The following is a 21,781-nucleotide window of genomic DNA, read 5'->3' as shown; positions in this document are numbered from 1 at the left end:
AACAATAACAAAGGCAGATTGGCTCATGAGCGAAGAGTACGTGCTGGAAACGCGCAACCTCGTTAAGGAATTCAAAGGCTTTGTCGCCGTTGATGACGTTAACCTGAACATCCGCAAAGGCCATATTCACGCGCTGATAGGGCCTAATGGTGCAGGAAAGACCACGGTGTTTAACCTGCTCACAAAATTCCTGATTCCTACTCGAGGCCAGATTTTATTCAATGGTCGAGATATCACCACGATGAAATCCGCCGCTATTGCCCGCGAAGGCGTGGTGCGGTCGTTTCAAATTTCGGCGGTGTTCCCACATATGACGGCCCTGGAAAACATCCGGGTGGCATTGCAAAGCTTTGAAGGCAACTCATTCAGTTTTTGGAAGTCCGGCAACTGTCTGAACAAACTGAACCATCGCGCAATGGAGTTGCTGGATTCAGTAGGGCTCGCAGAGTTCGCCCACACCACCACCGTCGAGCTGGCCTACGGCCGCAAGCGCGCGTTGGAACTGGCCACCACTCTAGCGATGGAGCCGCAGTTGATGTTGCTGGACGAGCCCACCCAGGGAATGGGTGCTGAGGATGTTGATCAGGTGGTCGAACTGGTGCGCAAAGCGGCCGCGGGCCGCACAGTGCTGATGGTGGAACACAATCTGAGTGTTGTCAGTAAACTCTGTGACCGCATTACCGTGCTGGCTCAAGGTGCGGTGCTTACCGAAGGCGACTACAAAACCGTGTCGGCAGACCCGCGGGTGAGGGAAGTTTATATGGGCAGCGCCAGCGATCCTCAGGCGTCGGAACAGGAGGCCAGCGCATGAGCCAGGCTGTCAAAAACCAAGTTGGAAAAAAAGACTACGAACAGCTGCGTGTTTCTGGCTTGCATGCGTTTTACGGCGAGTCCCACATCCTTCACGGCATTGATCTGGTCGTGAATCGGGGTGAACTGGTAACCCTGCTTGGGCGCAATGGCGCCGGACGTAGCACCACGCTCAAAGCCATCATGAACATGGTGGGCCGGCGCACCGGTTCGATCATGATCAACGGTGAAGAAACCATGAGCTGCGCGCCCCACCACATAGCGCGTCTTGGCGTGGGGTTCTGTCCCGAACACCGCGGAATTTTCGCGTCGCTGAATGTAGAGGAAAATCTGACTCTGCCGCCTGTTGTTCGCAGTGGTGGTATGAGTCTGGAAGAAATTTACACCATGTTCCCTAACCTGTATCAGCGCCGCGCCAGCCCTGGCACCAAACTGTCAGGCGGCGAGCAGCAGATGCTGGCTCTGGCACGCATTCTTCGCACCGGTGCCAATATGCTGCTGCTTGACGAGATTACCGAGGGCTTGGCCCCGGTGATTGTGGAAAAGCTGGGTGAGGTTCTGATGAAGCTCAAAAATAAAGGTCTGACTATTATTCTGGTAGAACAGAACTTCCACTTTGCTGCGCCTCTGGCGGATCGGCACTACGTGGTCGAGCATGGCCAGATTGTGGCGGAAGTAAGTGCCGCAGAACTGGACTCCAAACGCTCTCTGCTGAACGGCTATCTGGGGGTGTAATTACAAAAACTTGCAGAACGGGGCTCAATAAAAACAAGTGTAAGTGCAGTAATCGACGTTAAAAACCAATAAAAATCACGTATGAACGTAGTGGAGAAATAACAATGACAATGACAATGATAAAAAAGCTGCTAACCACCGCCATAGCGACCACCCTGATGGCTGGCGCTGCCCAGGCAGAAATCTCCAATGATATGGTTAAAATCGGCTATTTGGCCGATATGTCAGGCGGCTATCGTGACATGGGGGGGCCAAATGGCCTGATAGCCCTGGAAATGGCCGTGGCCGACTTTGGTGGCCAAATGAACGGCAAAAAAATTGAAGTCGTCAGCGCAGACGACCGCAATAGCCCGGATATTGCCTCCAGCACCGCGCGTCGTTGGGTTGAAAATGACAACGTCGACATGATTGCCGGCCTGGTGGCATCGTCGGTCAGCATCGCGGTTAGCGACATTCTGGAAGAGAGCGGCAAGTTTGGTATTGTGTCCGGATCTGCAGCCTCCAGCATTACCAACGAGTATTGCACGCCCAACCATATCCACTATATTTATGACACCTACTCACAGGCTAACGGCACAGCCAGCGCCATCGTTAACGAAGGCGGCAAAACTTGGTTCATCCTCACCGTCGATTACGCCTATGGCCACGCTATGGAGGCCGACGTAACAAGGGTTGTCGAAGCCAGCGGTGGTGAAGTCATTGGTACTATTCGTTTCCCATTAGCGACTCCGGATTTCTCGTCATTTATTCTGCAAGCCCAAGGCTCTGGAGCTGATGTTGTGGCTTTGGCCAGCGCTGGCGCCGATACCACCAACGCCATTACCACCGCCGGCGAATTTGGTGTTACCCAGTCCGGTCAGACCCTGGCGGCTCTTATCTTGTACCTCTCGGACGCTCATGCCCTAGGTGTGGAAGCGGCCCAAGGTATTCAGCTGACCACTGGCTGGTACTGGGATATGAACGACGACACCCGTGCCTGGTCCGATCGCTTTATGGAAAAAACCGGAGTGCGCCCAACCATGATTCATGCCGGTATCTACTCCAGCACCACGCAGTATCTGAACGCCATAAAAGCCACGGGTTCAGACGAAGCTCAAGCAGTGCGCAAGCAGATGATAGCAACGCCCATCAACGATATGTTCGCCACCAACGGCCGCATTCGTGAAGACGGCCGCATGGTTCACGACATGTACCTGGCGCAAGTAAAAACTCCGGCCGAGTCCAAAAATGAATGGGATCTTTATAAGATCATCCGCACCATTCCAGGGGACGAAGCATTCCGCCCGCTGTCTGAAAGCCAGTGTCCGCTGATAACCAGCAAGTAAGCGGTTGAACCACGGGGCTCCCAGTCTTTTGGCGTCTGACGCCTGTTAGGCAGAAAGCGGAGCCGGTTGATTTGCGTACTCCATAGGAGACGTAACGAGGTAACAGCTGGCTCCGAGCCATAAGAAGATAACAAAAACAAAGACATTAATGGAAATACAACAATGACAATTATGAAAAAGCTCCTGACGTCGGCCATTGCCTCAACCATGCTGGTCGGTGGTGCCCATGCAGCCATATCGGACAACATGGTTAAAATCGGCTACCTGGCAGATATGTCGGGTACCTACCGGGACTTCGCTGGCCCCAACGGTGAAGTCGCGCTCAAAATGGCGATCGAAGACTTCGGTGGCACGGTCAATGGCGCCAAGATTGAAGTCATAAGCTCCGATGACCGCAACAGCCCCGATGTGGCTTCCAGCACCGCGCGTCGTTGGGTTGAAAACGATAACGTTGATTTGATTGCCGGCCTGGTGGCATCGTCAGTTGTTCTTGCGGTCATCGACATTCTGGAAGAAAATGGCAAGTTGGGCATTGTGTCCGGGTCTGCGTCTTCCAGTATTACCAACGAGCATTGCACGCCTAACCACATTCATTATGTGTACGACACCTACCCACTGGCTAACGGTACAGCCAGCGCCATCGTGAAAGAAGGCGGTAAAAAATGGTTCATTCTTGCTGCCGATTACGCCTTTGGCCAATCTCTTGAAGCCGACGTAACAAAGGTAGTGGAAGCCAACGGTGGTGAGATCATTGGTTCTATTCGCCACCCGTTCCCGACGCCAGATTTCTCGTCATTTATTCTGCAAGCCCAAGGCTCTGGAGCTGATGTTGTGGCTCTGGCCAACGCCGGTGCAGACACCACAAACGCCATTACTACCGCCAGTGAATTTGGTCTTACCCAGTCCGGTCAGACCTTGGCGGCTCTTGTGTTGTTCCTCACGGATGTTCATGCACTGGGCGTGGAAGCGGCCCAAGGTATTCAGCTGACCACTGGCTGGTACTGGGACATGAATGCCGACGCCCGGGCCTGGTCCGATCGCTTTATGGAAAAAACCGGAGTGCGCCCAACCATGATTCATGCCGGCATCTACTCCAGCACCATTCAATATCTGAATGCGGTAAAAGCCACCGATTCGGATGAAGCTCAAACAGTGCGCAAACAGATGATGGCCACGCCCATCAACGATATGTTCGCCACCAACGGCCGCATTCGTGAAGACGGCCGCATGGTTCACGATATGTACCTGGCGCAGGTGAAAACCCCGGCCGAGTCCACAAACGAATGGGATCTGTACAACATCGTGCGCACTATTCCGGCTGAGGAAGCTTTCCGCCCACTGTCTGAAAGCCAGTGCCCGCTGATAACCGGCAAGTAAGCGGTTGAACCACGGGGCTCCCGGCATTCGCGGCGGGGAGCCCTCGGAATCAAGCAGAACAGGCACCAACCTCCGGTGCCCCCTGCATTGCTTTTGGAGTTAGCTACATGTCCATGATTCTGGGAATCCCCGTCGCTGTGCTCTTCGGCCAGTTACTGCTTGGGCTGATTAACGGAGCCTTTTACGCGCTGTTGAGCCTTGGTCTCGCTGTGATTTTTGGTCTTCTGAAAATTATCAACTTTGCCCACGGCGCTCTGTACATGCTCGGCGCCATGGCGACAGTCATTTTGTTCGATACCCTGGGTATCAGCTATTGGGCGGCGCTGTTTGTCGCGCCGATTCTGGTGGGCTGCGTGGGTGTTGCCATCGAGTATTTCCTGCTGCGTAAAATCGCCGGTCAGGATCATATTTACAGTCTCTTGTTAACCTTTGGCGTCGCGCTGATCATTCAGGGCGTGCTGACTAACATATACGGCGTGTCTGGCTTGCGTTACTCCATGCCGGACGTGTTCAAAGGCGGCATGAATCTGGGCTTCATGTTCCTGCCTTATTATCGCGCCTGGGTGATCGTGATTGCGCTATTGGTGTGCTTTGGCACCTGGTTCATGATTGAAAAAACCAAGCTTGGTGCTTATCTGCGGGCCGGTACCGAAGATTCGCAATTGATGCAGGGCTTTGGCGTTAACGTGCCTTTGTTGGTCAGCCTTACCTACGGCTTCGGGGTGATGCTAGCCGCCTTTGCCGGCGCACTGGCCGCACCCATTTACTCAGTCACACCGGTGATGGGCTCGCATATTCTCATTGTGGTGTTTGCGGTGGTGGTGATTGGCGGTATGGGTTCGATTTCCGGAGCGATTATTACCGGAGTCTTGATGGGTGTGGTGGAAGGGTTGACCAAAACCTTCTACCCACCGGCCTCGTCGGCAGTGATTTTTCTGGTGATGGTGGTTGTACTGTTTGTGCGCCCATCGGGCTTGTTTGGAAAGGAGGCGTAACCATGAGCAATTCCGTAAATCCGGCTGATATTCACAAAACCATGCTCGATCAGCAAAAATCAGAACATCGCCGGCGCTTGATACTGAATCTGGTGTTGCTGGCTCTGCTTATGGTGGCACCGATGGTAATGTACCCGGTGTTTCTGATGAAAATTCTGTGCTTTGCCTTATTTGCGGTCGCGTTTAACCTGCTGCTGGGCTTCACCGGTTTGCTGTCGTTTGGCCATGCAGCCTTCTTGGCCAGTGGTGCCTATACCACCGGTTATCTATTAACCACTTTTTCGGGTTTGAGTACCGAGCTTGGCATTATCGCCGGCACACTGGTAGCAACCTTGCTGGGTCTCTGCTTCGCATTGGTGGCTATTCGTCGCCAAGGTATCTACTTTGCCATGATCACCTTGGCGCTGTCGCAGCTGGTTTTTTTCTTATTTGTGCAATCGAGTTTCACCGGCGGCGAAGATGGCTTGCACGGCATACCCCGTGGTCAGTTCCTGGGGCTGATCGATTTGAACGATAATCTCAACATGTACTATTTTGTGCTGGCGGTGTTTTTAGCCGGCTATCTTCTGGTTCAGCGGATTGTGGGCAGCCCTTATGGTCAGGTGCTCAAAGCCATCAAGCAGAATGAGCCACGGGCGATTTCCCTGGGCTATAACGTCAACCGTTACAAGATCATCGCTTTTGTGATTTCAGCAGGCTTGGCGGGTTTGGCCGGATCCATGAAAACCGTGGTGTTTCAGCTGGCCTCGCTCAATGACGCCCATTGGCACATGTCGGGTGAAGTCATTCTGATGACGCTGCTAGGCGGCACCGGAACCCTGCTGGGCCCGGTGGTGGGCGCAGCTTTTGTGGTTAACCTGGAATACCAGCTGTCGCAAGGCCCGCTGGCTGACTGGGTAGATGCCATTCTTGGCGCTATCTTTGTGTTGACCGTGCTGATGTTCCAGAGCGGGATTGTTGGCCAGGTACAGAAGTTCATGAAGAAAAATATCGGTTAAGCCGGAAGATAAGGGACAGATTTCAAATCTGTCCCCGGTTTTGCCAACAAGGTTGGGGACAGACTTCAAGTCTGTCCCCAAAACCTGTCCCCGGTTTTGGCATTAAAAAAAGCGGCCACTGCGCCGCTTTTTTTCATTGCGGCGCATAAGGTACCAGGCCACAAACGCCACCAGCGATACCGCCAGAATAATCAGCGTGGCCAGTGCGTTAATCTTTGGCGACACACCCATGCGCACCGACGAGAACACCACCATGGGTAGGGTGGTGGCGCCGGGGCCAGACACGAAGCTGGCAATCACCAGGTCGTCCAGCGATAGGGTAAACGCCAGCAACCAGCCAGACGCCAGCGCCGGGGTAATCACCGGTAGTGTGACCACAAAAAACGTTTTTAGTGGGGTGCAGCCCAGGTCCATGGCGGCTTCTTCAATAGAGCGGTCCACTTCCTGCAAACGCGCGCTAACCACCACCGCCACATAAGCGCTGCAAAAAGTGGTATGGGCAATCCAGATGGTGACCATACCGCGATCGGCAGGCCAGCCGGTCAGTTCTGCCAGTTGCACAAACAGCAGCAACAGCGATAAACCGGTGATCACTTCCGGCATCACCAGCGGTGCGCTGATCATCGCCGATAGCAGTGTGCGCCCCCGCATGCGTTTGAAGCGAGTCACCACAAATGCGCACAAAGTGCCCAGGCACACCGCCATGCTGGCGGCGTAAAAGGCGATTCTCAAGCTCATCCACACCGCAGACAGTATCTGCTGGTCTTCAAACAGCGCGCCGTACCATTGGGTAGAAAACCCGGCCCACACGGATACCAGCCGTGACGCGTTAAACGAATACACCACCAGCACAAACATCGGCAGGTACAGAAACAGCAGGCCAATGACCAGCATAAAGCGAGAGAAACTGATACCTCGGGCGTTAACCATGTTTCGACATCTCCCGGCTCTGGAAACGGTGGAACAGCACAATGGGTACCAGCAGCATGACCAGCATGACAACCGCCAGGGACGACGCCACCGGCCAGTCGCGATTGTTGAAGAACTCTTCCCACAGCACTTTGCCAATCATCAGGGTGTCTGGGCCACCCAGCAGTTCCGGAATCACAAACTCGCCCACCGCCGGAATGAACACCAGCATGGACCCAGCTAAAATGCCGGCTTTCGACAGCGGCAGGGTAATGCGCCAGAAGGTGGTCATTGAGCGACAGCCCAGATCCGAGGCGGCTTCCAGCAAGCGCGTGTCCATTTTTACCAGGTTGCTGTAAATCGGCAGCACCATAAACGGCAAATAGGCGTAGGTAATCCCCAGAATTACTGCAAAATTGGTGTTCAGCATTTTCAGTGGTTCGTTGATCACGCCCAGCCACAACAGCAGGCTGTTCAGCAGCCCTTGATTGCCCAATATGCCCATCCACGCGTACACCCGAATCAGAAACGAGGTCCAGGTCGGCAGCATGATCATCAGCAGCATCACCAGCTGCCAGTGTTTGGGCATTCGCGCCATGGCGTAGGCCATGGGGTAGCCCAGCAGCAAGCAGCATACGGTGGCCAGGAACGCGGTTTTCAGTGACCCCCAATAAGCGGCCACGTACAGGCTGTCTGACAGCAGAAACAGATAGTTGCCAAAATTCACCACCACCGACAGGGTGTTTTCCGCGAACCGGAACACCGGCTCGTAGGGTGGAATGGCCATGACCGACGAGGTCAGACTGATTTTGAAAATCAGTGCGAAAGGCAACAAGAAAAACAGCATCAGCCATACAAATGGAATGCCAAACAGCACGCGCCGATTGAACAGCAGTGTACGTACCCGCGCCATCAACGAGGCGAGAATCGGGTTCTTGTTCATGGCATTAATTCCAAAGCAGAATGGGGCTGGAAGCTTCCCAGGACACAAACACCAGATCGCCCCAGGTTGGCCGCTCACCGCGGCGTTCGACGTTGGCCATGGTGGCTTGAACACGCTTGCCGCTGGCTAGCTTTACGTAATACGAGGTGATATCCCCCAGATAGGCGATATTCTCGACCGTGCCCTGGCTCCAGTTAAACTCAGCCTCTGGCTTGTCCCTGGTCAGATAGATTTTCTCTGGCCGCAGGGCAATCAGGGTGTCGGTGTTCTCGGCCGACGTGGTTACGCCGCGGTCAATGAACACCGGTGCGTCTAACAGCTTGCTGGTCAGAAGAATATTGTCGGAGTTGTCTTCCTGAATGCTGGCTTCAAAGATATTCACCGAGCCAATAAACTCCGCCGTCATGCGGCTGTTCGGGCTTTCGTAAATATCGATGGGTGAACCCACCTGTGCAATCTGCCCGTAAGACATAATGGCTATTCGGTTAGCCATGGTCATGGCTTCTTCCTGGTCGTGGGTCACCATTAGACAGGTGGCGCCCACGTTTTCCAGAATATCCACCAGCTCCAACTGCATTTCCGAACGCAGCTTTTTGTCCAGCGCGCCCATGGGCTCATCCAGCAGCAACAGTTTTGGCCGCTTGGCCAGCGAACGGGCCAGGGCCACACGCTGTTGCTGACCACCGGAAAGCTGCTGCGGCATGCGCTTGGCGTAGGCGTCCATTTTTACCAATTTGAGCATGGCAGCCACCCGCGCGGCGATTTCGGCTTTTGGCAGCTTGTCCTGCTTCAGGCCCATGGCGATGTTCTGCTCCACGGTCATGTGCGGGAACAACGCGTAAGACTGAAACATCATATTGGTTGGGCGCAGGTAAGGCGGCAGGGCGGTAATGTCCTGCCCGTCCAGCACAATGCGGCCGCTGTCCGGGGTTTCAAACCCGGCCAGCATGCGCAACAGAGTGGATTTGCCAGACCCGGAACCACCCAGCAGGGCGAAGATCTCGCCCTTGTTGATGTTCAGACTGACGTCGTCTACCGCCAGTGTGCTGTCAAAGCTTTTAGAGATTCCCTGAATGCTGAGTAGCACCTTCGCGTTTGCGGAGGTGCTTACGCCGTCCGCCACCCCTAGCGGCCCGACTTTACGCTGGTCCAGGTGCGGGTCATCAGACGCTGTGCGTCTTGCGGCCGGCCCTGCATCAGGTAAAGGTTGTCCATAACGGCTTCCGTCGGGTAAATGGAGGTGTCGTTCAGGATATCCGCATCGACAAATTCGTTTGCCGCCAAGTTGGGGTTGGCGTACCACACATAGTTAGACACCTCGGCGATGATGTCCGGGCGCATCAGGAAGTTCATTAGCTTGTGGGCGTTGTCCACATTGGGCGCGCCGACCGGTATGGTCATCATGTCAAACCACAGAGTGGCGCCTTCTTTGGGGATGGTGTAGCGAATCACGTTGCCGTTATTGGCTTCTTCAGCGCGGGCGGCGGCTTGCAGAATGTCGCCGGAATAGCCGGCCGCTACGCACAGGTCGCCGTTGGCCAGATCACCAATGTAGCGGGACGAGTGGAAGTAGGTGATGTTCGGGCGCACGGCTCTGATCACTTCACCGCCTTTTTTGATGTCGTCGCTGCTGTTGCTGTTCGGGTCCAGGCCAATGTAGGCCATGGCGGCACGGACCATTTCTTCGCCGGAATCCAGCATGGCAATACCACAGCCACCGGCTGCAAGCTTGGTGGTCACGTCCGGATCAAATACCAGCGCCCAGGAATCTACCGGCGCGTTATCGCCCAGAATTTCCTGAATGCGGCCTTCGTTATAGCCATAACCGTTTGTACCCCACAGGTACGGCAGCGAGAACTGGCTGCCTTTGTCGACCACTTCCAGCTGCGCCATCAGTTTCGGGTTCAGGTTGGTCATGTTCGGCAGTTTGCTGTGATCCAGTGCCACAAACGCTTTGGCGGAAATCTGCCGGGCTACGTAGTGGTTGGATGGCACCACCATGTCGTAGCCGGAGCGGCCCGATAAGAGTGCGGCTTCCAGCACTTCGTTGCTGTCGTACACGTCATAAATGACTTTAATGCCGGTTTCTTTGGTGAACTTCGCCAGGGTATCTTCGGCAATATAGTCCGACCAGTTATACACACGCACTTCTTCCGCAGCGAGTGCAGAGAAAGCGCAAAACGACAAGGCTACAGCGGCGGCTAGCGCCTGTGGCTTACACAACTTGAACATTTTGGAGTCCCTCACTTAAAAGGGATGAATACAAAACGTGCAGGACGCACGCGGTGTTGTGCAAGTCAGCTGAGGGAAGACCGCACTGCGACTCCTTTGAGGCTTGTCCTTGCTACGGCGGTGGGGAACCTGCCGTATCTACTCGATTTTTAACACGAGGACGTACGGAGCGCTACAAAAATTTTAGTTGCGGGCTTTGGGTTTGTACGGATGGGTGTATTTCACGCCTCGGAGGCTAAAAGTGGGGTTAGCCTACAAACATCTTTTTGGCCAGTGGCAGGCCGCGTAAACCGCTCACTGCCACGGCCGTCAACAGCCCTCCAATCATCGCGCCTACGACGCCGCACGTCATGATGTCCTGGCCTGTCAGGTACAGGCCGGGGATGCGAGTTTTGGGTTTTAGCCAGTCCTGCTCGAAGCGGTCTGGAGTGTGTGCCACGCCATAAATCTCGCCTTGGCTGTAACGGCAAAAGTGATTGGTAGAAAGCGGCGTAGACAGCTCGTAGTAATCCACTTTTCCCTCCAGATGCGGGAACTTCTGGTACAGCTTGGTCAGCAAACGTTGGGCGTATTCTTCCTTTTTGGCTTCGTAGTCTTCACCGCGCTTGCCCCAGGTTTTGCCCGCCCATTCTGCATACCATTCAAACGGGCCGGGGGCGACAATTTCGATGGTGGCGCGGCCGGGGTAACGTTCGGCGAAGCTGGGGTCCTTGGCGGAGGGGAAAGAAATATAGGTTAGCGGGATTTCGTTGGCGTCAGGATCGTCCATGAACTCCTGTACCTGCTGCTCGTAATGGGGTCCGGGGTAGATCCAGTAGTTGGTTTTTGGCAGACCCAGATTTTCGGCGGTGTCTTTCAGGCCGATGTACAGGCAGTTGCTGGCCATGGAGCGTTCTACCGTGGTCAGCTTGTCCTGATAGTAGTCCCAGCTTGGCGCCGCTTTTGGCAGCAGCGTGTTGAAGGTGTTAAACACACCGGCGTTGCTGATCACTAATGGCGCACGAACCTCGTTACCGTCGGCCATGGTGACACCCACGGATTTGCCATTTTCAATCACGATTTGGGTGACGTCAGCGTAGGTGAATACTTCGCCGCCGCTTTTCTGAATCACCGGAATAATGGTTTTCGCCATTTCCGACGCACCGCCGATCGGGTAGTAACCACCGTGTAAATAATGCCGGGCAATCAGCGCGTGGATGATAAAGCTGGACTGGGCCGGCGGCAGGCCGTTATCGCCCCATTGGCCAGTGAGCACGGCAATCAGTTCCTGGTTGGAAGTCAGACTTTCCAGAACCTGACGAGTCGGCTTGTTCAAAAATGCCGGCGCCTTGCGTTTTGTGATTTTCGCCAACGGGCCTGCGGCCAGATCAGGCAAAATCTTGCCCAGCACAATGCCGGGCATGGCCTTGGACACCTGGCGCAGGTAGTCCAGGTAGGTGTCGATGGCGCTGGCTTCATCAGGAAAAGCTGCGACCAATTCCGCCTTAAAAGCCTCTGGCCCGGCTACCAGATCGACGTGTTTGTCGCCCAGAAAAATCCGGTCAAAGTGGGCGTCCATTGGCGCCCACTTCAGCTGGCCGTCGGTGATGTGGTCAAACAGGCGCCGGCCCAGGGTGTGGCTGGCGCCCATATCGCCAATGTAGTGCACGCCCACATCCCACTCGTAGCCGTTACGGTCGTAGCTGTGGGTAAAGCCGCCGGCGGTGTAGTGCTGTTCAAACACCACCACCTTTTTACCCAGTTTGCTCAGGCAAGCCGCCGCGGCCAGCCCGCCAATGCCAGAGCCGATCACAATGGCATCAAAAGGGCCCTTCAGGCGGTTAGCGCGGTAGCGATGGCCAACGCGTATGGAGCTGGGTTTCGGATTGGGCCCAGGGCTGGGGTTTGGCCTGGATGTGGAACTTGGCATAGGTGTTATTTTTTTAACCCCATTTCTTCGATAGACATTTCCCGCATTTTGAACTTCTGGATCTTGCCGGTCACCGTCATTGGAAACGCCTCCACAAATTTGTAGTTCCGCGGAATCTTGTAGTGGGCGATTTTGCCTTTGCAGAATGCGATCAGGTCATCGGCATCGACCGGGTCTGCATCGGGCCGAAGTTTCACCCAGGCCACCAGTTCTTCACCGAATTTTTCGTCTGGAATGCCGGTTACCTGAACTTCTTCAATGGCAGGGTGGGTGTACAAAAACTCTTCAACTTCTTTCGGATAGATGTTTTCGCCGCCGCGGATCACCATGTCTTTTATGCGCCCGACAATCTGGATGTAGCCGTCTTCGTCCATTGTGGCCAGATCGCCGGTGTGCATCCAGCGCGCATCGTCTATGGTTTCGCGGGTTTTTTCGGCGTTATTCCAATATTTCAGCATGACGCTGTAACCGCGGGTGCACAGCTCTCCAATCTCGCCGCGGGGCACTATATTACCACTGGCCGGCTCAACAATTTTGCTTTCCAGGTGGGGCTGGGTGCGGCCTACGGTGGTCACCTGCTTCTCGAACGGATCCTGGGAGCTGGTCTGGGTAGATACCGGGCTGGTTTCGGTCATGCCGTAGGCTATTTGAACTTCCTTCATGTTCATCTTGCCGTTGACCTTTTTCATCACCTCGGCCGGGCAGATAGAGCCGGCCATAATGCCGGTGCGCAGGGTCGACAAGTCGTAGGTTTCAAACTCTGGCTCTGCCAATTCCGCAATGAACATGGTGGGCACGCCGTAAAGCGCAGTCGCTTTTTCCTGATGCACTGCCTGCAACACGGCTTTTGGCTCGAAGCCTTCGCCGGGGTAGATCATGGTAGAACCGTGGGTGACGCAGCCGAGGTTGCCCATCACCATGCCAAAGCAGTGGTACAGGGGTACCGGAATCACCAGCCGGTCTTTCTCGCTCAGGCGCTGGCTTTCGCCCACAAAAAAGCCGTTGTTAAGAATGTTGTGGTGGGTAAGCGTGGCGCCTTTGGGGCTGCCGGTGGTGCCTGAAGTGAACTGGATGTTGATAGGGTCGTCGAACTGCAGTTGGTTCTGAACTTTGTCAACTTCCTGCTGCTCCACCTGGTCGGAAAACCCGATAAATTCCTCCCAGCTCCACATGCCGGCGTGTTGTTCGGTGTCCATGTTGATCACCGCACGCAAGTCCGCCAGGCGTCGGGCTTTGATCTTGCCGGCAGCGCTCGCTTTCAGTTCGGGCGCCAGTTCATACAGGGTTTTACGGTAATCAGACCCTTTGAATCGGTCAGCGGTGACCAACACGCTGATGCCCGACAGGTTCATGGCGTATTCCAGCTCATGGGCACCGTAGGCCGGGTTTATATTCACCAGAATGGCGCCAATCTTGGCGGTGGCGAACTGGGTAACGGTCCATTCGTAACGGTTGGGTGACCAGATGCCCACCCGATCGCCACGCTTGACGTTGATGGCCAGAAAAGCTCGCGCGGCCTGGTTGACCCTGGCCACGAATTCTTTATAGGTCCAGCGAATGCCTTGATGCAGGCACACCAGGGCTTCGTTATCAGGAAACTTTCCGGCGGTGCGGTCGAGCATTTCACCGATGGTCATGCCCAGCAGTGGGGTGGTGGACGGGCCACTGGTATAACTGGGTAAAGGATTACCTGGAAGAGTCTGAGTCATTGTCTGCCTCCTGTTAGCGGGCCTGGCTGTGATATTCGGGATTGGGTCGCATATCGCTGGTGATGGCCACGCGGTTCGACATGTTGTAGAAACCGATCACGTTGCCCAAATCCCAGATGCCGCCGTCACTAAAACCAGCGTCGCGCAAGGCCTGCACCTGTTCTTCGCCGACGGCGGCGGGTGAACGGGTCAGGAGCGAAGCGTAATCCAGCATGGCGCGCTGGCGTTTATCCAGGGTTGCGGTGCGGTAGTTCATCACCAGGTGTTCGCCTAAAGTCGGGTCGCCACTCAGAACACGCACCGCGGCGCCGTGGGCCACCAGGCAGTAAAAGCACTTGTTTTCCGAGGATACCACCACCGCTATCATTTCCCGCTCCAGCTTGCTTAGCTCGCCCTCGCCCATCATTAGCTCGTTGTAGAGGCGGGAAAAACCGTCCAGCTGTTTCAAATTCTGGCTGTAGGCGGTCAGCACGTTGGGAATCATGCCCAGCTTTTCCTGGCAGATTTCGAAGTACCTACGAACGTCGTCCGGCAACTCGGCAACGTCGGGAATAGGAAGATCAAGAGCGACGGCGTTGTTTTTATGATTCATGTCAGATCCTTTTATAAAGTTCAAAATGCCATTAGCGAGAGTCAGGTTCTGCCAGGGCCAGGCCGGCCTTGGAGCCGTTGCGGCGCTTCAGGCGATGGCTGATCCAGTTTCCTGTCGCCACCAGCTGGCGCAAATCAACGCCGGTTTCAATGCCCAACCCGTCCAGCATGTACAGCACGTCTTCGGTGGCCACATTGCCAGATGCACCCTTGGCGTAGGGGCAGCCACCTAGGCCGGCCACGGAGGCATCTATCACCGCCACGCCTTCTTCCAGTACCGCGTACAAATTGGCCAGGGCTTGGCCGTAGGTGTCGTGAAAGTGTGCCGCCAGGTGCTCTACCGGCACATGGCGAACAACGGCTTCGAGCATACGCTTGGCCTTGGCCGGGGTGCCGGTGCCAATGGTGTCGCCGAGTGAAATTTCATGGCAGCCCATGTCAAACAGGGCTTTGGCCACTTCGGCCACTTTGGCCGGGGCGATCTCGCCTTCGTAAGGGCAGCCCAGCACGGTGGACACGTAACCACGCACTGGAATGCCGTTGTGCTTTGCGGCTTCCATCACCGGAGCAAAGCGCTCAAGGCTTTCGGCGATGGAGCAGTTGATGTTTTTCTGGCTGAACGATTCTGAGGCCGCGCCAAACACGGCTACTTCGCTGGCACCCGCGGCCAGAGCGCCTTCAAAGCCACGCAGGTTGGGCGTCAGCGCTGCATAGCACACACCGGGCTTGCGCTCGATCAGTGCCATCACGTCGCTGGCGTCAGCCATTTGCGGTACCCAGCGTGGTGATACAAAGCTTGCGGCTTCCACATGGGTAAGCCCGCAGTCCACTAAGCGTTTGATCAGCCGAGCTTTGACGGAGGTGGGAATTACCGGGCCGGGCTCGTTCTGCAAGCCATCGCGGGGGCTCATTTCTACCAGTCTTACACGCTTGGGAAAGGCCATTAGCCTGCCTCCTGTTGCTCGCTTTCCGTCTCTACTTGCACTGCGATCAATTCTGCGCCTTCCGCCACCTGGTCACCTTCGGCGTAAAAAATGTCGGTGACTACGCCATCGGCTGGCGCTTTAATGGCGTGCTCCATTTTCATGGCTTCCATAATCACCAGAGTTTGGCCGCTGACTACTTTATCGCCTACTTTGGCCTGAATCGCCACTACTGCGCCGTTCATGGGTGCGGCCAGGCTGCCTTCGCTGGCCATTTCTTCAAAGCCGTAGGTTTCACGATAGACCACACACGGGAAGGTCTGGCCCTGATGGAACAATACCAGTTGATCGTTATGCAGGTTGCCGTGCACGCTCAGGCGGTGGCCGTTAACAACCGCTTGCAGGTGATCATCGTCAAGCCGGGCAGTCAGGTTGTAAAGGCTGCCGTTTACGGTTACCTGATAGCCGTCATCCTGCTCCAGCACCTTGAGTTCGTGGATGTCGTCGCCCACTTTGAACTGCAATGGCTGGGCGTATTCCGAGTTCATGCGCCAGCTGTTCTGGCGGCCGAACGGCGACCAGGGATCCTGAGCGTTCACTTCACCGGCTTTACGCTGCTCCAGTACGAAGCCTGCGGCCAGTACCAGGGCTTTTTGAGTATCTAAACGTGATTTCGGGAACAGCAAATCGTGATGATCGTCGATGAACCCGGTGGTCAGCTTGGCCTCGCGGAAGGGCTGGGCGTCGGCCAGAGCGTGCAAAAAGCGGATGTTGGTTTTCACCCCGGCAATGCGGTAACTCTCAAGCGCCTGCACCATGCGGTTGATGGCCTGTTCCCGGGTTTCATCCCACACAATCAGTTTGGCAATCATCGGGTCGTAATGAATGCTGATCTCGTCGCCTTCGGTCACGCCGGTGTCTACCCGCACGTGTGCGTTTTCATCGGGCGTGGTCAAATAGCGCAGGGTGCCGGTGGCGGGCAGGAAATCCTGATCCGGGTCTTCGGCGTAAATTCGCGCTTCCAAGGCGTGGCCGCGGGTTTTTACGTCTTTCTGCGCCAGCGGCAACTCATCGCCCCAGGCCACTTTTAATTGCCATTCCACCAGATCCTGGCCGGTGACCATTTCGGTGACCGGGTGCTCTACTTGCAGCCGGGTGTTCATTTCCATAAAAAAGAAAGAACCGTCAACGTCGTAGAGGAATTCGACGGTGCCGGCGCCAACGTAGTGTATGGCTTTGGCGGCGGTGACGGCGGCTTCGCCCATGGCTCTGCGGGTTTCATCACTCAGGCCGGGTGCGGGGGCTTCTTCCAGCACTTTTTGGTGGCGCCTCTGTACCGAGCAGTCGCGCTCGGCCAGGTACACGCCGTTGCCGTGCTGGTCGCAAAACACCTGAATTTCCACGTGGCGGGGCTGGGTCAAGTAGCGCTCGATCAGCATATCCGGGTTGCCGAACGCGTTTTTGGACTCACGCTGGGCGGCGGCCAGGGCTTCATTAAACTCGCCCATATGCTCTACCACTCGCATGCCTTTGCCACCGCCGCCGGCGACGGCTTTCAGTAGCAGCGGAAAACCGCACTTTTCGGCTTCGGCGCGCAGGGTTGCCAGTGCCTGGTCGGCACCGTGGTAGCCGGGCACCAACGGCACGCCGGCTTTGCCCATAATCTCCTTGGCGGCAGATTTGGAACCCATGGCGGCGATGGCCGAGGAGGGCGGACCAATAAACACCAGATTATTAGCCTCGCAGGACTCCGCAAAGCCGGTGTTTTCGGACAGAAATCCGTAACCGGGGTGAATGGCCTGGGCGCCGCTTTTCAGCGCGACCTCAATAATGATATCACCGCGTAAATAGCTTTCAGAGCTGGCAGCGGGGCCAATACGAAAGGCCTCGTCGGCCATGGCCACGTGGCGGGCGTTGGCGTCGGCATCGGAATAGACAGCCACGCAGCGGATGCCCATGGCGTGTGCGGTTTCTATGATCCGGCAGGCGATTTCGCCGCGGTTGGCAATCAGTATTTTTGTAAACATCAGTGTTGGTCCTCCGGAACCCAGCTGGCGGCACGTTTTTCAAGGAAAGCGGCAAGGCCTTCCTGGCCTTCTTGTCCCACGCGGATATCGGCAATGCGCCGGGCCGTGTCTTCAATCACATCTGCACTCAGTGGCTGTTGGCTAACGGCAAAAATGAGCGCTTTGGCGGCGCCCATGGCTTGCGGGCCATTGCCGGCAAGCTGCTGCAGCATTTGGTCGCAGCGGGTTTGCAGGTCGTCGTTGTCAGTAGCCACTATGTGGACCAGCCCGAACTCGCAGGCCTGATCGGCATCGAACACTTCCGCCGACAGGAAATAGCGCCGTGCCTGGCGTTCGCCAATGGCACGCACCACGTAAGGGCTGATCACGGCTGGAATCAGCCCCAGCTTCACTTCGCTTAAGCAGAACTTGCTTTGTTCGGTCGCAATCACGATATCGCAGCAGGCTGCCAGGCCCACGGCACCGCCAAAAGCGGCACCCTGAACCAGCCCAATCACTGGCTGTGGCAGGCTGTTCAGCACCGACATCAGGCGCGCGAGCTGACGTGAATCGTTCAGGTTTTCCTGTTGGCTGTTGTCGGCCATGCGCCGCATCCAGCCCAGATCGGCTCCGGCGGAAAAGTGTTTGCCTTCGGAGCGCAGTACCACCACGTTAGTGCTGCTGTCTTGCCCGATCTGTTCGAACGCGGCAATCAGCTGGCCGATGATCACGTCGTCAAAGGCGTTGCGTTTTTCGGGGCGGTTCAGCACCACCTCGGTCACGCCGGGGCTGCGGGTGTTGATCACAACGGCCAGATTTTGGGCAGAGTCAGGGGCCCGATTTGGAACAGAAGTTGGAACAGAATTTGGTTCGGTCATGGTCATTCCCCCGTTACATGCGGAACACGCCGAAGCGTGTTGGCTGGGCGGGGCGGTTAAGTGTGGCCGACAGGCTAAGAGCCACTACTTCGCGGGTTTGGGCTGGGTCGATTACGCCGTCGTCCCACAGGCGGGCACTGGCGAAGTAGGGGTGGCCCTGGTGTTCGTAGGTGTCAATAATGGGTTGTTTGAAGGCGGCTTCGTCTTCGCCGCTCCAGGTTTCGCCATTGCGTTCCATGCCGTCGCGGCGAACCTGTGCCAGTACACCGGCAGCCTGCTCGCCACCCATTACCGAGATGCGGGCGTTGGGCCACATCCATAGAAAATCCGGGCTGTAGGCGCGGCCGCACATGCCGTAGTTTCCGGCGCCGAAGCTGCCGCCGATCAGTACGGTAATTTTTGGCACGTTGGCGCAGGCTACGGCCATCACCATTTTGGCACCGTGTTTGGCAATGCCCTCGGCTTCGTGCTTCTGGCCCACCATAAAACCGGTCACATTTTGCAGGAACAGCAGCGGAATATTGCGCTGGCAGCAAAGCTCTATGAAGTGCGCGCCTTTTTGGGCGGATTCGCTGAACAGTATACCGTTGTTGGCAATAATGCCTACGGGATAGCCGTGCACATGGGCAAAGCCGGTGACCAGAGTCTGACCGTAATAGCGTTTGAATTCGTCGAATTCTGAGCCGTCGACAACGCGGGCGATAACGTCGCGCACGTCAAACTGTTTGCGCAGGTCGGTGCCGACAATGCCGTAAATTTCGTTGGCGTCGAACAGGGGCGCTTTGGGTTTGCGGATTTGCACGTCTGCGGGTTTACGGCGGTTCAGGTTAGACACGCAGCGGCGCGCAATGTCCAGGGCGTGGGCGTCGTTTTCGGCGTAATGGTCGGCCACACCGGACACTTTGCAGTGTACGTCGGCACCGCCCAGATCTTCGGCGCTGACCACTTCACCAGTGGCGGCTTTGACCAGCGGCGGGCCGGCCAGGAAGATGGTTCCCTGGTTGCGCACGATGATGGATTCGTCGGCCATGGCCGGTACGTAGGCGCCGCCGGCGGTGCACAGGCCCATCACCACAGCAATCTGGGGGATGTCTTCGGCGGACATGCGGGCCTGGTTGTAGAAGATGCGCCCGAAGTGATCACGATCGGGGAACACTTCATCCTGGCGCGGCAGATAGGCGCCGCCGGAGTCTACCAGGTAGATGCAGGGCAGGCGGTTGGCGAGGGCGATTTCCTGGGCCCGAAGGTGTTTTTTGACGGTTAGCGGGTAGTAGGTGCCGCCTTTTACGGTGGCGTCGTTCGCGATGATCATGCATTCGGTGCCGCTAACGCGGCCGACACCGGCGATCAGGCCAGCGGCGGGTATGTTGTCTTCATAGACGTCATAGGCGGCGAACTGGCCGATTTCGAGGAACGGCGAGCCGTCGTCCAGCAAGCGGTTAATGCGTTCCCGGGGCAGCAGTTTGCCACGGGCGATGTGGCGTTCCTGGTAGCTGGGGCCGCCGCCTTGTTGGATGGTAGCCACTTTGTCTCGCAGGTCGGCTACGGCGTCGGCCATGGATTGGTGTTTGGCCTGAAATTCTTCAGATCTGGAGTTGATTTTGCTTTGGAGTATCGTCATAGCCTTGGTTTCCGTGCATCGGGTTTCGGTGCATCGGATCTGGGGTGTTTGGCGTTCCGGGAAACGCTGCGAGCACATCCATGTGCGCTTCGCTGTGGCCATCCTTGGCCACAGAAATTCCCGGAACGCCAAACACCCCAGACCCTCGTTGTAGATTGGTTGCGCGTTTGAAAGGGGACAGATTTTAAATCTGTCCCCGATGTTTCACTTGTTCAAAAACAGCTCTCGTCCAATCAACATGCGGCGGATTTCCGAGGTGCCGGCACCGATTTCGTACAGCTTGGCGTCGCGCAGCAGGCGGCCGGTGGGGTAGTCGTTGACGTAGCCGTTGCCGCCCAGCAGCTGGATTGCGTCCAAGGCCAGTTTTGTGGCCATTTCGGCGGAGTAGAGGATTGCACCGGCGGCGTCTTTACGGGTGGTTTCACCGCGGTCGGCAGACTGGGCGACCATGTAGACATAGGATTTGGCGGTGTTCATGTAGGTGTACATGTCAGCCACTTTGCCTTGTACCAGTTCGAATTCGCCAATGGCCTGGCCGAACTGTTTGCGTTCGCGGATGTAGGGCACCGCCACGTCCATGGCGGCTTGCATAATGCCCAGCGGGCCACCTGCGAGTACCAGGCGTTCGTAGTCGAGGCCGCTCATCAGCACGCGGGCACCGCCACCGAGTTGGCCGAGGATATTTTCCTTAGGTACTTTGCAATCTTGAAACACCAGTTCGCAGGTGTTGGAGCCGCGCATGCCCAGTTTGTCGAGTTTCTGGTGGCGGCTGAAGCCAGGTGCGTCGCGTTCTACGATGAAGGCGGTGATGCCTTTCGAGCCGGCTTTCACGTCAGTTTTGGCGTAGATCACGTAAACGTGGGCGTCAGGGCCGTTGGTGATCCACATTTTATTGCCGTTCAGCACGTAGTGGTCATCGGCGTCTTTGGCGCTCAGTTTCATGGAGATGACGTCGGAACCGGCGTTGGGTTCCGACATGGCCAAAGCGCCTATGTGTTCGCCGCTGAGCAGCTTGGGCAGATATTGCTGTTTCTGCTCTTCGGTGCCGTTGCTGTGAATCTGGTTCACACACAAATTAGAGTGGGCGCCGTAAGACAAACCTACCGATGCGGAGGCGCGGCTGATTTCTTCCATCGCAATTACGTGGGCCAGGTAGCCCATGCCGGAACCGCCGTAGGCTTCGTCGACAGTGATGCCGAGCAGGCCCATGTCGCCAAACTTCTTCCACAAATCCATGGGGAATTCGTTGGATTGGTCAATCTCTGCCGCACGGGGTGCGATTTCGCGGGTGGCGAAACCGTTGATTTGCTCGCGCAGCATGTCCAGGGTTTCGCCAAGGCCGAAGTTCAGTTCCGAGTATTGCGATTTCATGATGGTCACCTTGTTGTTGGGTCGTTAGTGCTGTGTTGCCGTCTGCTTTTTTATTTGCAGTTCGCTCAATGCTTCGAGACAGCGGGCCTCGGCGTTTTCCATTTCCATCTCAACGATCGCGATGTCTTCTTTCTGCTGAGCGAGCGCCTCACGGCGGCGTTTTATAGTTTGCAGCATCAGCAACAGCTGTTTTTCATTACCACTGGTGGTTTCGTCCCACAGGTCAAACAACTCTTTGGTCTCGGCCAGCGACAGTCCCATGCGTTTACCGCGCAGGATTAATTTCAGCCGCACCCGGTCTTTGGAACTAAAGATGCGGGTTTGGCCCTTACGGCTGGGTCTTAGCAAGCCCTGATCTTCGTAAAAGCGAACGCTACGGGTCGTTACGTCAAACTCCTGAGCCAGTTCGCTGATGCTGTATGTTTTCTTTGCAGCCATTGAGTGTTTCC

At 56.2% G+C, this 21,781-nt stretch carries 19 protein-coding genes; 6 read left to right on the top strand and 13 right to left on the bottom strand.

What is annotated here, in order from left to right; all coding sequences use genetic code 11:
- The first annotated feature begins 25 nt into the window (after positions 1 to 25).
- From ATG98_RS01125 to ATG98_RS01100, 6 genes are all read left to right on the top strand, one after another.
- Positions 26 to 811, top strand: a complete 786-nt coding sequence (locus ATG98_RS01125; RefSeq protein ID WP_098421953.1) for an ABC transporter ATP-binding protein — start codon at positions 26 to 28, stop codon at positions 809 to 811.
- Positions 808 to 1,545 carry an ABC transporter ATP-binding protein gene (locus ATG98_RS01120; RefSeq protein WP_098421952.1) on the top strand — a complete coding sequence of 246 codons (738 nt, stop codon included), beginning with the start codon at positions 808 to 810 and terminating at the stop codon, positions 1,543 to 1,545. Before ATG98_RS01125 ends, ATG98_RS01120 begins: the two co-directional genes overlap by 4 nt.
- A gap of 110 nt (positions 1,546 to 1,655) precedes the next feature.
- Positions 1,656 to 2,870, top strand: a complete 1,215-nt coding sequence (locus ATG98_RS01115) for an ABC transporter substrate-binding protein (protein ID WP_098424347.1) — start codon at positions 1,656 to 1,658, stop codon at positions 2,868 to 2,870.
- A gap of 162 nt (positions 2,871 to 3,032) precedes the next feature.
- Entirely contained in the window at positions 3,033 to 4,247 is a 1,215-nt protein-coding gene (locus ATG98_RS01110; RefSeq protein WP_098421951.1) for an ABC transporter substrate-binding protein, read from the top strand.
- Between the two features lie 107 nt (positions 4,248 to 4,354).
- Positions 4,355 to 5,242 (top strand): branched-chain amino acid ABC transporter permease, encoded by an 888-nt coding sequence (locus tag ATG98_RS01105; protein ID WP_098421950.1) that lies wholly within the window; start codon positions 4,355 to 4,357, stop codon positions 5,240 to 5,242.
- 2 nt (positions 5,243 to 5,244) lie between these two features.
- Entirely contained in the window at positions 5,245 to 6,240 is a 996-nt protein-coding gene (locus ATG98_RS01100) for a branched-chain amino acid ABC transporter permease (RefSeq protein ID WP_098421949.1), read from the top strand.
- A 102-nt stretch (positions 6,241 to 6,342) separates the two neighbouring features.
- Here the strand turns inward: ATG98_RS01100 and ATG98_RS01095 are convergent, their stop codons facing one another.
- From ATG98_RS01095 to ATG98_RS01035, 13 genes are all read right to left on the bottom strand, one after another.
- Positions 6,343 to 7,170, bottom strand: coding sequence for an ABC transporter permease subunit (locus tag ATG98_RS01095; protein WP_098421948.1), 828 nt, complete (start codon positions 7,168 to 7,170; stop codon positions 6,343 to 6,345).
- The gene (locus tag ATG98_RS01090; RefSeq protein ID WP_098424346.1) at positions 7,163 to 8,062 is read right to left on the bottom strand and encodes an ABC transporter permease subunit; all 900 of its coding nucleotides are present in this window, start codon (positions 8,060 to 8,062) and stop codon (positions 7,163 to 7,165) included. Before ATG98_RS01090 ends, ATG98_RS01095 begins: the two co-directional genes overlap by 8 nt.
- 34 nt (positions 8,063 to 8,096) lie before the next feature.
- Positions 8,097 to 9,215, bottom strand: a complete 1,119-nt coding sequence (gene potA, locus ATG98_RS01085) for a polyamine ABC transporter ATP-binding protein (RefSeq protein WP_098421947.1) — start codon at positions 9,213 to 9,215, stop codon at positions 8,097 to 8,099.
- Between the two features lie 2 nt (positions 9,216 to 9,217).
- Entirely contained in the window at positions 9,218 to 10,324 is a 1,107-nt protein-coding gene (locus ATG98_RS01080; RefSeq protein WP_098421946.1) for a polyamine ABC transporter substrate-binding protein, read from the bottom strand.
- A 247-nt stretch (positions 10,325 to 10,571) separates the two neighbouring features.
- On the bottom strand, positions 10,572 to 12,233 hold the full coding sequence (locus ATG98_RS01075; protein WP_098421945.1) for a phytoene desaturase family protein: 1,662 nt from the start codon (positions 12,231 to 12,233) through the stop codon (positions 10,572 to 10,574).
- Between the two features lie 5 nt (positions 12,234 to 12,238).
- Positions 12,239 to 13,942 carry an AMP-binding protein gene (locus tag ATG98_RS01070; protein ID WP_098421944.1) on the bottom strand — a complete coding sequence of 568 codons (1,704 nt, stop codon included), beginning with the start codon at positions 13,940 to 13,942 and terminating at the stop codon, positions 12,239 to 12,241.
- A gap of 13 nt (positions 13,943 to 13,955) precedes the next feature.
- Positions 13,956 to 14,534 (bottom strand): peroxidase-related enzyme, encoded by a 579-nt coding sequence (locus ATG98_RS01065; RefSeq protein WP_098421943.1) that lies wholly within the window; start codon positions 14,532 to 14,534, stop codon positions 13,956 to 13,958.
- Positions 14,535 to 14,565: 31 nt separating this feature from the next.
- Positions 14,566 to 15,477 (bottom strand): hydroxymethylglutaryl-CoA lyase, encoded by a 912-nt coding sequence (locus ATG98_RS01060; protein ID WP_098421942.1) that lies wholly within the window; start codon positions 15,475 to 15,477, stop codon positions 14,566 to 14,568.
- Positions 15,477 to 17,483 (bottom strand): acetyl/propionyl/methylcrotonyl-CoA carboxylase subunit alpha, encoded by a 2,007-nt coding sequence (locus tag ATG98_RS01055; RefSeq protein ID WP_098421941.1) that lies wholly within the window; start codon positions 17,481 to 17,483, stop codon positions 15,477 to 15,479. The genes ATG98_RS01060 and ATG98_RS01055 overlap by 1 nt, the downstream gene beginning before the upstream one ends.
- Positions 17,483 to 18,340, bottom strand: coding sequence for an enoyl-CoA hydratase-related protein (locus ATG98_RS01050; protein WP_218925824.1), 858 nt, complete (start codon positions 18,338 to 18,340; stop codon positions 17,483 to 17,485). The genes ATG98_RS01055 and ATG98_RS01050 overlap by 1 nt, the downstream gene beginning before the upstream one ends.
- Before the next feature lie 13 nt (positions 18,341 to 18,353).
- Positions 18,354 to 19,961, bottom strand: coding sequence for a carboxyl transferase domain-containing protein (locus tag ATG98_RS01045; protein ID WP_098421940.1), 1,608 nt, complete (start codon positions 19,959 to 19,961; stop codon positions 18,354 to 18,356).
- A gap of 204 nt (positions 19,962 to 20,165) precedes the next feature.
- Positions 20,166 to 21,332 (bottom strand): isovaleryl-CoA dehydrogenase, encoded by a 1,167-nt coding sequence (locus tag ATG98_RS01040; RefSeq protein ID WP_098421939.1) that lies wholly within the window; start codon positions 21,330 to 21,332, stop codon positions 20,166 to 20,168.
- 24 nt (positions 21,333 to 21,356) lie between these two features.
- Positions 21,357 to 21,770, bottom strand: a complete 414-nt coding sequence (locus tag ATG98_RS01035; protein WP_098419106.1) for a MerR family transcriptional regulator — start codon at positions 21,768 to 21,770, stop codon at positions 21,357 to 21,359.
- Positions 21,771 to 21,781: the final 11 nt, after the last annotated feature.

Source organism: Marinobacter sp. LV10R520-4, from assembly GCF_002563815.1.
In the GTDB taxonomy this organism is placed as follows: domain Bacteria; phylum Pseudomonadota; class Gammaproteobacteria; order Pseudomonadales; family Oleiphilaceae; genus Marinobacter.
Note: the sequence above shows the minus strand (reverse complement) of the source record. Positions and strands in the feature narration are given on the sequence as shown.

Coding starts and splice junctions, on each gene's coding strand:
- ATG98_RS01075 (WP_098421945.1), bottom strand. CDS start 12,233: ATGCCAAGTTCCACATCCAGGCCAAACCCCAGCCCTGGGCCCAATCCG.
- ATG98_RS01095 (WP_098421948.1), bottom strand. CDS start 7,170: ATGGTTAACGCCCGAGGTATCAGTTTCTCTCGCTTTATGCTGGTCATT.
- ATG98_RS01090 (WP_098424346.1), bottom strand. CDS start 8,062: ATGGCGCGGGTACGTACACTGCTGTTCAATCGGCGCGTGCTGTTTGGC.
- ATG98_RS01080 (WP_098421946.1), bottom strand. CDS start 10,324: ATGTTCAAGTTGTGTAAGCCACAGGCGCTAGCCGCCGCTGTAGCCTTG.
- ATG98_RS01060 (WP_098421942.1), bottom strand. CDS start 15,477: ATGGCCTTTCCCAAGCGTGTAAGACTGGTAGAAATGAGCCCCCGCGAT.
- ATG98_RS01050 (WP_218925824.1), bottom strand. CDS start 18,340: ATGACCGAACCAAATTCTGTTCCAACTTCTGTTCCAAATCGGGCCCCT.
- ATG98_RS01070 (WP_098421944.1), bottom strand. CDS start 13,942: ATGACTCAGACTCTTCCAGGTAATCCTTTACCCAGTTATACCAGTGGC.
- ATG98_RS01120 (WP_098421952.1), top strand. CDS start 808: ATGAGCCAGGCTGTCAAAAACCAAGTTGGAAAAAAAGACTACGAACAG.
- ATG98_RS01045 (WP_098421940.1), bottom strand. CDS start 19,961: ATGACGATACTCCAAAGCAAAATCAACTCCAGATCTGAAGAATTTCAG.
- ATG98_RS01115 (WP_098424347.1), top strand. CDS start 1,656: ATGACAATGATAAAAAAGCTGCTAACCACCGCCATAGCGACCACCCTG.
- ATG98_RS01100 (WP_098421949.1), top strand. CDS start 5,245: ATGAGCAATTCCGTAAATCCGGCTGATATTCACAAAACCATGCTCGAT.
- ATG98_RS01105 (WP_098421950.1), top strand. CDS start 4,355: ATGTCCATGATTCTGGGAATCCCCGTCGCTGTGCTCTTCGGCCAGTTA.
- ATG98_RS01110 (WP_098421951.1), top strand. CDS start 3,033: ATGACAATTATGAAAAAGCTCCTGACGTCGGCCATTGCCTCAACCATG.
- ATG98_RS01035 (WP_098419106.1), bottom strand. CDS start 21,770: ATGGCTGCAAAGAAAACATACAGCATCAGCGAACTGGCTCAGGAGTTT.
- ATG98_RS01055 (WP_098421941.1), bottom strand. CDS start 17,483: ATGTTTACAAAAATACTGATTGCCAACCGCGGCGAAATCGCCTGCCGG.
- ATG98_RS01040 (WP_098421939.1), bottom strand. CDS start 21,332: ATGAAATCGCAATACTCGGAACTGAACTTCGGCCTTGGCGAAACCCTG.
- ATG98_RS01125 (WP_098421953.1), top strand. CDS start 26: ATGAGCGAAGAGTACGTGCTGGAAACGCGCAACCTCGTTAAGGAATTC.
- ATG98_RS01065 (WP_098421943.1), bottom strand. CDS start 14,534: ATGAATCATAAAAACAACGCCGTCGCTCTTGATCTTCCTATTCCCGAC.